Origin of the sequence: Flavobacterium agri, assembly GCF_013401995.1 — a bacterium.
Lineage (GTDB): Bacteria > Bacteroidota > Bacteroidia > Flavobacteriales > Flavobacteriaceae > Flavobacterium > Flavobacterium agri.
Genome location: NZ_JACBJI010000001.1, coordinates 554,197 through 567,632 on the forward strand (window position 1 = coordinate 554,197; position 13,436 = coordinate 567,632).

General features: G+C 47.7%; 11 protein-coding genes. 1 reads left to right on the top strand and 10 read right to left on the bottom strand.

The genetic code is table 11. The features are described from left to right. Positions 1-43 precede the first annotated feature (43 nt). The 9 genes from HZF10_RS02670 to HZF10_RS02710 form a co-directional block, all read right to left on the bottom strand. Positions 44-574: a KdsC family phosphatase gene (locus HZF10_RS02670; RefSeq protein ID WP_246282452.1), complete on the bottom strand. Its 531-nt coding sequence runs from the start codon at positions 572-574 to the stop codon at positions 44-46. After that, positions 555-1,313, bottom strand: a complete 759-nt coding sequence (locus HZF10_RS02675; RefSeq protein ID WP_176004632.1) for a Rossmann-like and DUF2520 domain-containing protein — start codon at positions 1,311-1,313, stop codon at positions 555-557. The genes HZF10_RS02670 and HZF10_RS02675 overlap by 20 nt, the downstream gene beginning before the upstream one ends. A 30-nt stretch (positions 1,314-1,343) precedes the next feature. Further along, positions 1,344-2,378: a carboxypeptidase-like regulatory domain-containing protein gene (locus HZF10_RS02680; RefSeq protein ID WP_176004633.1), complete on the bottom strand. Its 1,035-nt coding sequence runs from the start codon at positions 2,376-2,378 to the stop codon at positions 1,344-1,346. Further along, positions 2,375-3,199, bottom strand: coding sequence for a DUF3667 domain-containing protein (locus HZF10_RS02685; RefSeq protein WP_176004634.1), 825 nt, complete (start codon positions 3,197-3,199; stop codon positions 2,375-2,377). The genes HZF10_RS02680 and HZF10_RS02685 overlap by 4 nt, the downstream gene beginning before the upstream one ends. Positions 3,200-3,324: 125 nt before the next feature. Continuing rightward, positions 3,325-4,758 (bottom strand): MBOAT family O-acyltransferase, encoded by a 1,434-nt coding sequence (locus HZF10_RS02690; protein WP_176004635.1) that lies wholly within the window; start codon positions 4,756-4,758, stop codon positions 3,325-3,327. 6 nt (positions 4,759-4,764) lie between these two features. Then, positions 4,765-5,814, bottom strand: coding sequence for a hypothetical protein (locus HZF10_RS02695; protein ID WP_176004636.1), 1,050 nt, complete (start codon positions 5,812-5,814; stop codon positions 4,765-4,767). Positions 5,815-5,953: 139 nt separating this feature from the next. Beyond that, complete coding sequence (locus HZF10_RS02700) at positions 5,954-6,892, bottom strand: T9SS type A sorting domain-containing protein (protein ID WP_176004637.1); 939 nt, start codon at positions 6,890-6,892, stop codon at positions 5,954-5,956. A gap of 190 nt (positions 6,893-7,082) precedes the next feature. Beyond that, positions 7,083-7,709, bottom strand: coding sequence for a response regulator transcription factor (locus HZF10_RS02705; RefSeq protein WP_176004638.1), 627 nt, complete (start codon positions 7,707-7,709; stop codon positions 7,083-7,085). Then, positions 7,706-9,106, bottom strand: coding sequence for a sensor histidine kinase (locus HZF10_RS02710; protein ID WP_176004639.1), 1,401 nt, complete (start codon positions 9,104-9,106; stop codon positions 7,706-7,708). The genes HZF10_RS02705 and HZF10_RS02710 overlap by 4 nt, the downstream gene beginning before the upstream one ends. Before the next feature lie 199 nt (positions 9,107-9,305). Here HZF10_RS02710 and HZF10_RS02715 point away from each other — a divergent pair, with 199 nt between their 5' ends. Further along, positions 9,306-12,479 (top strand): cytochrome c biogenesis protein CcsA, encoded by a 3,174-nt coding sequence (locus HZF10_RS02715; protein WP_176004640.1) that lies wholly within the window; start codon positions 9,306-9,308, stop codon positions 12,477-12,479. Between the two features lie 167 nt (positions 12,480-12,646). Here HZF10_RS02715 and HZF10_RS02720 read toward each other — a convergent pair whose 3' ends face one another. Then, positions 12,647-13,432, bottom strand: a complete 786-nt coding sequence (locus HZF10_RS02720) for an anti-sigma factor (RefSeq protein WP_176004641.1) — start codon at positions 13,430-13,432, stop codon at positions 12,647-12,649. Between the last annotated feature and the right edge of the window lie 4 nt (positions 13,433-13,436).

Sequence of the window (13,436 nt, forward strand, 5' to 3'; positions counted from 1 at the left end):
TTGGTGTTTTTGTTTATTTGTTCAATCGTTCATATAACGAACATCAATCGTATTTGGCATCAAAATTTGCCATCCATTTTCCCTGTACGCGCATCACTTGTTCGACGACGTCGCGAACCGCACCGCGTCCGCCATTGCGGTGCGAAACGTATTTGGAGACCGATTTTATTTCTGGAGCCGCATCGACGGGGCAAGTCGGCAACCCAACTTTCTGCATCACGTAATAATCGGGAATATCGTCGCCCATGTATAACACCTGTTCGGGGCTGATATTGTAAAGTTCGATGTATTCCTTGAACGTCTCTACTTTATCGTGAGCGCCCAAATGGATGTCGGTTATGCCGAGATTGCGCAAACGCACGCGCACGCCTTCATTCGTCCCGCCAGAAATCACGCACACGTGATAACCCGAATCTACGGCCGCTTTCATCGCATACCCGTCGCGGATGTTCATGATGCGCAACATTTCGCCGCTTGTTGTGATGTGTACGGAACTGTCGGTCAAGACGCCGTCTACGTCAAAAATGAACGTCGTGATGCCGTTCATGAGTTCCTTATAGCTTTTCTCGCTCATTTTGTATGGAGTGTGTCAGTAATTGGTAAATGTTCTTTTGGTTGGCGGCCGAAAGCAAGGCCAGATGCGCGTCAATGGTATTTTGGTCATGGCGGATTGCGGGACCGGTCTGGGCTTGTCGAGGCGGAAGCGCGAGTATTTTGTTTGCGGTTTCCAAGATCAGCGGCTGCAGGATTTCGAACGGGATCCTATGTTCCTCGCAAATGTCGTTGCCGATCGCATACATGTGATTGGTGAAATTGCTTGCGAAAACAGCCGATATATGAAGCGCCTTTCGTTGCGTAGAGTCGATTCGGTAAACGCTTTTTGAGATGGATTTCGCGATTTTTTCGAGCAATTCCAAATCTGATCCATTTTCGGCTTCCAGACAAAGCGGCACAGACGAAAAATCGACCGATTTGCTTTTGGAAAACGTCTGAAGCGGATAAAAAACACCTTTGCGATTTTTCGCATCGAGTACGTCCATGCCCATGCTGCCGGCCGTGTGCACGACCAATCTGCCTGAAAATGGAAGCTTTTGGGAAACTTCGGATACCGATTTGTCCGAAACCGAAATCACGTATACATCGGCTGTCGCGAGATCGTCCAGGTTATCGATCAGCTTATGCGAAAATGCGACATCTGCGACTTTACCGCTTCTCGAGAAAACCTGGACAAGCTCGATCCTGTCGTTTTCCTCGAATGCCGAAGCCAAATGCTGGCCGACATTGCCGAAACCGATGACGCTGATTTTTATCATGGCGCTAAATTAGTAAAATCGGCAGGTTTTTCAAGGAGAATAGTCCAAAGGCAAAAGATCGCCGACGCGTGGCAGCGACATGGCACCCGCATATGAAATGTCGTAAGCCGAACCCGTGTTTCCGTTGGCATCCATCTTGAAATCAAGGTTCATGAAATGAAGAGTGGACGCTTCATCTTCGCGATAATACACGAACAACGTCGAATGCGGGTTATGCTTGAGTCCTTTTTTGAGTTGCTCCTCGCTTGCTTCTTCGGGCTTGACTTTGACCGAATACAGTCCGTTGTCGTATATCACGGTAAAAAAATCGTCAGCATTGATTTTCGTTCGGTTTTTGTAAAGTTCGAAACCGCTTTTGTCCCATTTTCCGTCAATCACGCAGCGCATCAAATGTTCGCGCGAACCGTAATATACGACTTGACGTCTTTTGAAAAACTTGTCGGAAGCATCGGGAATTTCTTTGAAAACTACCGTGCCTTGGTATGCATTATACAAGGCTTCATGCGCATTCACCGTTTTTCGGCCGAACCCGATCGTCGATTCGATAAGGTTGAATTCGACTTCATAACCCAAATGTGAATTCATGATTTTAAGCGGATTCTGTGAAGTGGTAATCAATCTGTTGTGCGCCGTGTCGTACCGGAATTCGAGGTCGTCTTCGTTGAGAATTGTACAGGCTCGGCCGGCTTCGGTCTTGCCCAAAAACTGTTCGCGGAATACTTTGAGCATGTCTTTGCGCTTGAATTCGCTCTTGTTGCGGTTTACGACGACTTCCTTGAGTTCGTCGGGCTTCGGGTTCATGTAAACCGTATATTTCGCTTTTTCGAACGGATTTTGGATGTAAATCGTTTCGTATCCGATAAAACGCAGCACCAACATCGAATTGAGCATTTGGCTCGAAGAAATCCTGAAATTGCCGTTTTCGTCTGAAACCGTCCCGATCGACGTCCCGTCGAGATAAACCGAAACGCCCGGCATCACGAGTTTATTCTCGTCGTACACGATTCCGGAAATCGTCTGCGAAAAGGCGATGGAAGTAAAAAGCAAAAGGACTAAAAGTTTCATCTTACCATCGCGATCGTGACTTCAAAAAGCAGGAATTTGTAAACGCCTTGGTACATGAACGCGAAAATGGCAACGCAAGCGATCGCTTTCGGAATGGCCAGAAACCATTTCGCATCATAGAATTTCCCGAACGCAATCACGAGGTAGGTAGACAAAATCGTCGCGGTAATCGGGAGCACGATCTGATCCGGGAAGTTGTAGTGGTCGAACAATTCGAAAATCGGCATAACCAGCAACGGAAAAATCAGGAAAAAAACGAGTACGGCGAAACTGCAGAATTCGGTAGCGAGGATGAAATGGTCGAATAGCGGGCGTTTGCTTTTGCGGAACAACAATTTCAACGGAATCACCGTAAGCGGAATCAGCAGAAAAAGGAAAAGCTTCGAGATTTTTTCGGATTTGTGGTGGAAGAGTTCAGACAATTCTTCGAAAGAAATGTGCATAGAAGCCATTTTCGCCTCGATCTGCGAAGTCAAAAGCGGACCGCTGAGCATTTGGTTTTTGTAGTACACCAAAGGTTGGTTGAGCCCGGTGAGTATCGGGAATAGGAGATACAAGACGATCAACAGTAAAAAGAACGAGATCGGTTTATAGTATTTCTTGCGGATGCCGTTGCAGTAATCAAGCGACAGTTTGCCCGGAGAAAACAAAATCGCTTTGGCCGTGCGCGGCAACGTGCCTTCGAAATGCGTTACGAAATGGACGGTTTCCTCTAAAATGTGGGCGAAATTCTTGTCGTGCTCGGTGTAGTGTTTCTGGCCGCAATTGTTGCAGAATTTTCCTTCGAAGACGGTTTGGCAGTTTTTGCAGGTATGGCTCACGTGTCGTGTTTTGCGTTACACAATACTACCTAAAAATCTGCGGAATCCAAAACCATAAAAAAGGCGCGCCACGAAAACCGCGACGCGCCAAAGAAAAAACTACTGCACTATCAAGCATTCATTTTTTAGAACTGGAAGTAGATGAACGCGCTGCCGCTTTCCTGCGCCCATACGATCATGAGTACGAGGAACGACCACGCCATGCCGAGTTTCCACCACGACATGCTGTGCGCTTCTTGGGTGACCTGGCGGTTGCGCATCATCCATTGGAAAACAAGGATACACGGGATGACAATGGCGACTTTGAGGATCGCGATCGTACTCAACAATTTAAAGCCTTGATCCCCGAAAGTACCGACCATCGACAACAACAGCATACCGGCTTTCCCGAACGAATCGGCACGGAAAAATACCCAAGTGATACATACTAAAAGGAACGTGAGCACCGCCAATGAGAATCCTACGAAACCGGTTTTCTTTACCGGAGCGAGTCCTTTCGCTTTCCTTCTTTCAGACAATGCTTTTTCGATCCACAGGTACAAACCGTGGAGCGCGCCCCAGAAAACGAACGTCCAGCTCGCGCCGTGCCACAATCCGCCGAGCAACATCGTAAGCATCAAGGCGATGTACATACGCACTTTTCCTTTGCGGTTTCCGCCAAGCGGAATGTAGAGGTAATCGCGCAACCAGGCCGAAAGCGTGATGTGCCATCTTTTCCAGAAATCCGAAAAACCGATTGAGGCGTACGGATTGTTGAAATTCTGCGGAAGCGAGAATCCAAGACACATCGCCACACCGATCGCACAAGTCGAATATCCGGCGAAGTCCATAAAAATCTGGCCCGAGAAGGCGAGAACTCCGGCCCAAGAATCCAAAGCGTTTAGCGGCATGGGCGCGTTGAAGACCGTATCGGCCGTGTTGGCGAGCAAGCTGTCGGCGATCACGACTTTCATAAAAAGTCCCAGTGAAAGCAACAACAATCCGTCGAAGAACTGTTTGCGCGTGGCCATTTTCGGTTTCTCGAATTGAGGCACCAATTGAGGCGGACGCACGATCGGACCGGCCACAAGGTGGGGGAAGAAGGTCACGAACAACGAGAAATCCAAAAGTGATTTCACAGGCGCGCTTTCCTTTTTGTACATGTCGATCGTGTAGCACAACGTCGTGAACGTGTAGAACGAGATTCCCGCTGGAAGGATGATTCCCGGATCGGCCGGATGATAATCCATCCCGAACATGTTTACGATGGATACGAAGTTTTCAAGAATGAATTCCCCGTATTTGAAGAAACACAGCATACCGAGGTTTCCGATAAGGCTCACAACGAGCAACAGTTTCTTGCGCATTTTGTTCTCTTCGTAATATAATTTGCGTCCGACGAAGAAATCAATCACGGTAGACAGCCAAAGCAACAATATGAACGGCGGATTCCACGCCGCATAAAACACGTAGCTTCCCAAAAGCAGGTTGATTTTCTTGGTTTTCCAAGACAACGGCAAGTAGTGCAACAGCAGCATTACCGCAAAAAAGACGATGAATGTATAAGAATTGAATACCATTTTTTTCTAGTAAAGATTTGACAAAAGACGTTTCTGCGCCGGGATCCATTGTTTTTGCTGCAGGATTGAGGCAAGGCCGATGGTGTATTTCACCGCATCCGACCTGTCGAGGTGCGAAAACTCGGGACATTGCAGTTTGGCAAGTTCTGGATCGTCTGTAAAATGGATGCCTTCACAACCGGTTACCTTCAATAATTTATCCCAGAATTTCTGTCTAGGGAAGCCCATACATTCGCCTTGGTAGAACGGCCCTGACGACGGTGTGCGCACGAAAATCACTTTTCCGCCTCTTGCCTTGATCTTGTCTACGCTGACTTTGACGTTCTGCATGATGCCGTCGAACTGCGCTTGGGTCATCGGCGGACCCATTTTAGCCGACATGAGCAAGCCCCAAATATTGCGCACGACATTGACTTGTGTCGAATCCTGCACGAACCGGTCGGTCATGTACGTTTGACGGTCGAAAGTCGTGAGCCCGAATTCCGTAGGGAAAATCGGCATGCCGAAAACACCTTCGCGGTTCGGGATCATCAATCTGTCGAGTTTGGCGTTGAGCGCGTAATTTTCCTTGTCGAGGAACACCAGTTGGGATTCGACGACTTTGTTGATTTCGAAACTGGCTTGTTGCGCCAACGTCTCTTCGTGGAAATACTTGATGCTCGACGTCGGTTTTTCCATCAGGAAAGGCACGTTCGAAAAGAAAAGCGGTTCGGTCACGTCTATGACCAGGTTGCCTTTGAAGTTCGGGTCGTTGGCCAGATCCTCGATCATAGGAACGGGATTGCTTCCTACGTGCGCCAATTGGATGGCTTTCATTCCCGTTTGGGCTTCCCAAGTTGCCAAGTCAAGGTCGTATTTGATACGTGACGACCCTACGAAGACCACGGCGTTTTCTGCCTTGTTGGCTTCTTTGCGTTGGTTCGTCCAAAGCGGCGAGCCGTCGTCATAGCTGATCTGCATGCCTTGGCCGCGCAGGTACGATTCGTAACCGACGATAGACGCGATTACGACCACGGCCATCAATAAGGCCGATTTTGCGATTGTTTTCTCTGTCATGGATTTTGATTTTTTACCGGATTTCCCCGATGATGATTGTTTTGTTATGGGCGCAAACGATCGGCCTGCACTAAGCCGAGGCTGCGCCGGGTAAAAACACAGTGCCGGAGCGACTGCGTGACGGTTTCGTTTTTGGAAATTACTCCTTTATGATCTTGCGCGAAAGCAGGTTTTTGCCGCTGGCATCGGATACGTTCAGGAAATACAGGCCCGGGTTGTGGTTCTCGAGATCTAATTGGAATGCCGAATTTGAATCGAAGGCGATTTGTTTCTCGACCACTTTTTTTCCGAGCGCATCGTAAATGCTCAAGGTCGCGGCTTGTTCAAGATTGGCATCGCACGAAATGTTCAACGTTCCTTTAGTAGGATTCGGCCAGACAGCGAATGCATTTTTATGCTGGTCGCCCAAGCCTAGTGTGGTATTTTTGACAATGCCCAACGAATTCTCTTCGAGCACGGTCTGCATAAGCGGGTAGAACGGCTGCACGTTGAACCAATTGTAATTGGTCTGTCCGTTCTTGACGACTTTCTGACGGATCACGTTCGTGAATGTTCCCGTAGGAAGTATCAGCGTACCATATCCGTCGTAGGTAAGGGTCGCGGTCGTGGCGGATTCATCCTGTGTCGATTGGTAGGTGTCGGTGAAAACCGATTGGTACGTATACGGGAATTGCAGCCATTTCCTAGGATTCGGCGTGTAATCCCAACCTACGTTTCCGGCATAACCCAGCGAAAGGATCTCGTATTTTTCGCTCGTCACATTGTGGTAATAATAACGAGGCGGCAAACCCATACCTTCGAATTTGTACACGTAATTCGCCGTAGGAAATTGGGCGGCGTAGGGTGAACCAGCCACAGGAATCGACGTATCGGTCCCGATCAGGGTCAAATTGAGGCTTGAGAAATCCCAGGTTTGGTTGGCACCGGGAAGACCGGGGTTGAAACTCTCTCCGATTTGCGTCCAGTAAAATTCACCGGTAAAACCGAAATTGACGTTCGATAAAGTGATTTGGGGTTGTGCAAAAGCGCACGTGGGCAACAGCGCGACGATTATCGCGATCAGATTAACTTTTTTCATGATGATTGATGTGTTTTTTGATTTGTCCGATGCATTTGCGCTCCGGATGATGATTGAATGAGCTTGATTAGGGCTTTGCGATTGTGCGGAGTTTTTTCTTTTTTACATCATAGGCAGCTTGGTTTGATTTCGGTTTACAGACTTTTATCGCATCGTTTTGTTACATCGGCACGATAATTTTGAATGATTCTTAATTCTTGTTGTACAATTTATTGACGGCTTCTACCTTATTCTGCACTTGAAGTTTGGTATAGATGCTGTTCAAATGTCGTTTTACGGTGCTTATGGAGATGTTGAGCTTCTCTGCAATCTCCTTGTACAAAAATCCTTTGCTCAACAACTCCAGCACCTCTTGTTCGCGTTTTGATAATATCTCGTTCACGTCGCTTTCAACCGGGGCGGAGTTGAACGTCGATAATACTTTTCGTGCAATTTTGGGCGACATCGGGCTTCCGCCTTCGTAGAGTTCGATCAGCGATTCGATGATTTTCGCCGGAGCCGTGTTCTTGAGGATGTATCCGCTCGAACCTGCCTTAAGCGCTTCGAAAACCTGATCGTTGTCTTCATAGATCGTAAAGATCATGAACTGCATTTGCGGGAATTGGGGTTTGATCTCGCGCACACAGTCGACGCCGCTTTTGCCGGGAAGATTGATGTCGGTCAAAACGACATCGGGTTGGAGTAGGGGCAATTCCGAAATGGCTTCCTCGGCCGTGGTGAAACTTTTTTGAAGATGGAAACGTTCGTCGGCGAGAATGATCGACTGCAATCCGTTGCGGATATCGGCAATATCTTCTATGAGACAAATGTTTATCATGCTTTCAAATTCTGCGGGGCAAAGGAAAGCTCATTTTGCGTAGCTGGCAATGGTACAAAAGGTTCATTTTCAGCCGCAAAGCTTAAGGGAATGTTAAAAATTATCGCAATTCCGTCGGTTTCAACCACTTCCATGCTGCCGCAAATCGTTTCCATACGCGAGCGCATGTTCTTGATACCGTTGCCGTGCAGCGGATTTTTGGGTCCGTTTTCGTTCAATCCGACGCCGTTGTCTTTGATGCAAATCGTAAAGCCCGAATTGAACGACATTTTAATCAGCACTTTCGTCGCATTGGCGTGCTTGACAATATTATGTAAGGCTTCCTTTACGCATAAAAACAGGTGGCGGCGTTGTTTTCCGTCGAGTGTAATATTTTGGAAATCATCGGGTAACGAAACTTGTATGTCTATATCGTTCGACTCGAAATAATCTACCGCATACGATTTTATATACGTCGCCAAATCTTCGAGCGTGTTGTTTTCGTCTTTCATAACCCAAATCAGTTCGCTCATGTTGCCAATGAGTTCGTTGGCCGTTTTCTGGATTTTCTCGAGGTTGTCGCCCAGATCGCCATGCTGTGCCATTTGGCTCAAATACGTGATTTTGGTGAGTCCGCTGCCCAAATCGTCGTGCATGTCGGCGGCGATGCGTTGGCGTTCGTTTTCGAGTTCGGTCTGTTTGGCGAGGATCACTTTTTGCAGAGCGATGAATTTGTTGGCCTCTTCCAAAAGCGTCAAATTGAGGCTTTCCCATTGCAGCTTATTTCGGTATCCGATGGCGAGCGAGAAGAAGATAATGTCCAGAAAGCTGCCGATCATAAGCCATTCAAGCGGCCATATGAGCCAAGCCGGATCGCTGAAAAGGTTCGTGATGAAGCTCGTCAGTCCGCAAATCATATAAATCGTGCAGCCATACAGGATGATGAGCTGAAATTTGATCTCGCGCAATTTGAAGCTTTGGTACAGCATCGCGCCCGTGACACCGAAAATAAAGATGCGGATGCCGATAAACGCATAGGCATACGCCTCGTTGTCGACATCAGCATACAATTTGCAAACGGTGTAAATTAGGGCGTAAAGAATCAGGAAAGCGGCCGTGATATTCCAATATCGGAACAGGAACGTGTTTTTTTGTTTCGAGATTCCGACGGCCTCGACGATAAAATTGAAATAGGACGCGAGGTATACGATTTGGATCGCTTCGCGGAAGTTATGCAGGATGTAGCGTTCCCAACTTCCGAAGAAATACAGGATCAAACCCGTCTTCAGAAACAGGAAAACACTCGTAAAGAACAGGTACACAAGATAATGGATCAGCAACCGGTCTTTGTTGAACGCGTAAAGCACGACGTGATAAATGAACGCCAGTACGGTCGCGCCCAGAATGAAAAGGCTCATTACCAGTTCTATTTCTACATTGTGCATCAGATAACCCGTTGATTGAGAGGCGCTAAATTAGTCATTTATGCCAAACATTTCGGGCTGTCGCGATTTATGGGCGCGAGATAGTTAAATAGTGTAAAAGTGCGCTTTACGATTACCGTCCGTAGCTAAACTTTTGCTTACTTTTGCACACGATTAAGATCCACTCCTCACAATGGGAAAAAAACTCCTGTCCGCTCTTTTCTCGACCCGTTTAATGGCCATCCTTTTTATCGTTTTTGCCGCTGCGATGGCCGCCGGGACATTCATCGAAAACGACTATAATACCGATACCGCTCGTATTTTAGTGTACAACGCCTGGTGGTTCGAGGCCATCATGCTGCTTTTCATGGTCAATTTCATCGGAAACATCAAACGCTACAATTTGCTGCAACGCGAAAAGTGGCCGACGCTTGTGCTGCATTTGGCCTTCATCCTGATTATTTTCGGGGCTTTCGTGACGCGTTACATCAGCTACGAAGGCATGATGCCGATACGCGAAGGCGCTTCCGAAAACAAGATTTATTCAGAAAGGCCGCATCTTGCCGTTTTGGTCGACGGCCAATACAAAGGGCAATTGCGCCGTCGCATGTTCGAGAAATCGCTGTTGCTTTCTCCTGTTACCGACAACGGTTTTACGATGTCCGAGAAATTCGCCGACACGCCGTTCACGATCACTTACGAAAAGTACATCATGGGCGCGACCGAATCGATTAAGCCGAACGGTGGCGGACATACGTATCTGAAACTTGTAGAAGCAGGAGACGGAGGTAGGCACGAGCATTATCTCAAGGAAGGTGAAGTTCAGAACATCCACAATTTATTGTTCGCGTTGAACAAATTCACCAAAGGCGCGATCAACATCAATACTAAAGGCGGAGCCGTAACCGTGCAGATGCCGTTCGACGGACAGTTCATGCGAATGGCCGACCGCATGCAGGGAAAAGTCACAAAAGATTCGTTGCAACCGCTTATGTTCCGTTCGCTTTATAATGTAGGCGCGGCACAGTTCGTGTTTCCCGAAGCGCCGATCAAAGGTTTCCTCACGTATAAATCGAATGGCGATTTCAAGGATAAGAAGTCGCAGGACGCGTTGATCGTCAGCGTGAAATCGGGCAGTATGACTCGCGAAGTCACGCTTCTCGGCTCGAAAGGACGTGTGGGCGAACCCCAAATGTTCACGCTTGGCAAACTCGATTTTACGCTTTCTTTCGGAAGCAAAACTTACGATTTACCGTTCAAAATACATCTCAACGACTTCATCGCCTCGAAATATCCGGGATCCGAAAAAAGCTATTCGGCCTACGAAAGCCGTGTGACCGTCGAGGATGGCAAGGACAAATTCGACACGCGCATTTACATGAACCACGTGCTTGACCACAAAGGTTACCGTTTTTTCCAGGCGTCTTTTGACCCAGATGAAAAAGGTACGGTACTTTCGGTCAACCACGATTTTTGGGGAACCTGGATCACGTATGTCGGTTATTTCCTTTTGTTCGCCGGAATGCTCGCCATCTTGTTCACGAAAGGTTCGCGAATGGGAGAATTGAGACGCAAGCTCAAGTCGGTACAAAAGAAAAAGACGAAAATCGCAACGATATTGCTTTTGTTTTTAGGACTTTCGGGTCATGCGCAACAAGATCCGCACGCCGGACACGCGCACGAAGCCGAGGTTTCGAAACCGATGATGCCTTCGCTCAAACAAATCGATTCGCTTATCTCGAAATATAAAGTCAAAGAGGAACACGCGGCCAAATTCGGGCGTTTGGTAATTCAGGACGAAGGCGGAAGGATGAAGCCCGTGAATACGTTCTCGTCCGAATTGTTGCGCAAGGTCTCGAAAAAAGACTCGTACAACGGCATGAATTCCGACCAGGTTTTCCTTTCGATGACGCAATTCCCGACGGCTTGGTTCGAAGTGCCGTTCATTTATTTGAAATCGGGTAACGACAGTATCCGCAAGATCATCGGTATCAAACCCGAGGCGAAATACGCGAAATTCATCGATTTCTTCGACAATCAGGGAAATTACAAGCTTTCGCCTTATCTCGACGAAGCGTATCGCGCCGCTTTGCCGAGCCAGTTCCAGAAAGATTTCATAGAAGCCGATCGAAAGGTGAACCTATTGAATTCGGCTCTTGGCGGAAGTATTTTGCGCATTTTCCCGATTCCGAACGAAGAAAACAACAAATGGGTTTCGTATCTGCAGCTCGAACAAGCCGGACTCAAAGGCATCGATTCGACGTTTACGCGCCAGATCATCCCGATTTACCTGATGTCGCTCAAGACGGCCACCGAAACCGGAAATTATAAGGAAGCCGATTTCTATTTGAACGGAATCAATAAATTCCAGCATCGTTACGGATCGAAGGTCATGCCGAGCGACGACAAGATCAATTCGGAAATCCTATACAACAAATACGACGTGTTCAAACGCTTGTTCTATTTGTACATGACCGTTGGCGTGCTCATGCTTTTGTTTGCGATCGCGAATATTTTCGTCCGAAAGAAATTCATGGATTACATCATTTATTTCTTCCACGGATTGATCGTACTGCTGTTCTTGTTCCACACGCTCGGATTGATCGCGCGTTGGTACATTTCGGGTCACGCACCTTGGAGTGACGCCTACGAATCGATGATTTACGTGGGATGGGCGACGATGCTGTTCACGCTGATCTTCTCGAAAAAATCGCCGCTTACCGTGGCTTCGGGAACATTCGTGGCTTCGATGATCCTCATGATCGCGCACTGGAACTGGATGGATCCCGCAATCGCGAACCTGCAACCCGTGTTGAATTCGTATTGGCTCATGATTCACGTGGCCGTGATCGTGGCCAGTTACGGACCTTTCACTTTGGGAATGGTACTTGGCGTGGTGTCGTTGCTGCTCATGATTTTCGTCAACAAAGACAACAGGCAGCGCATGGAATTGCACATTCGTGAAATCACGTACATCAACGAAATGGCGCTCACGATCGGTCTTGTCATGCTTACGATAGGAAACTTCCTCGGAGGCCAATGGGCAAACGAAAGTTGGGGACGTTATTGGGGTTGGGATCCGAAAGAAACCTGGGCGCTGATCAGCATCATGATCTACGCGTTCGTGATCCACATGCGATTGGTTCCTGGCATGCGCAGCAAATGGATTTTCAACGTGGCCAGCGTTTTCGCATTCTATTCGATCATGATGACATATTTCGGCGTGAATTTCTACCTAAGCGGATTGCACTCTTATGCAAGCGGCGACAAAGTCGTGACACCGACGTTTGTGTATGTTTCGGTTGCGATCGCGATTGTTTTGAGCGTTGCGGCCTGGTTTGGACATAAGCGGATGGAGAGAAAATAGATTTTCAGATTTTAGATTTACAGATTTACAGATTTACAGATCGTAAAACTACTTGGAAGAAACTTCGATAAAATAGAAAAAGCCTCGGTACTGATCGAGGCTTTTTCATATCTGATAGTCTAAAATCTGAAATCTATAAATCTGAAGTCTGTAAATCTAAAAATCTTTTAAACTTTCCCCAAAGTATACAACTGCTCAAGCGTAGGCGACTTGCTTCCTCCCGCAGGTTCAAGCGTGATTCCGAAAGCCTCGGCTCCAGACGCGTTATCCACCGCAAAAATCCTGGTGCCGTTCGCTTTGAAATCATCCAAAAGACCGATGCTCGTCGGCGTAAGCGGCGTGAGTTTCAAAGCCCAGACCTGGTAGACTTTTCCTTCGGGCGGTTCAGGCAATCCCGACGCGTCCACATAAACGGTATTCGTCTGTCTGTTCCAATATACTTTAGCCGACGACTGAGGAGAAACCGCTTGCCCGGCAAGTGCCACGACCGTATTGTTCGCATCGCGCACCACATCGAGGGCCGTTTCGGTAGACCTGTTTTTGATTTCGAGATCGGTTACGGCATCCATGAGTTTTGTCTTTTCGTTTCCGGTTACGATCAGCTGCTCGTCGGTCTGTTGCCATCTGTAATAGAAATAGCCGGTTCCCAAAAGGAAAAGCAACGAGGCCGCCCATCCGATGAACGGAGAAATGCCGCTTTCGCGTTTGATCGGTACGACTTTGCCGTGTTTGAGTTCCAATGCCGATTTTATCTTTTCGAAATTCTCGGGCGATAGGAAAGGCGAGAAGCTGCTCGAAAGTTGTATGACGGCTTTTTCTATCGATACGATTTCGGCGTCGATGACCGCATGTTCCTTAGCCATTTTGCTCACTTCGAGGTTTTCCTCTTCGCTGAGCAAACCGTACACGTAAAGCTCGAGTATGCCGGATTCTATATATTCGTTGACTTCCATCTGT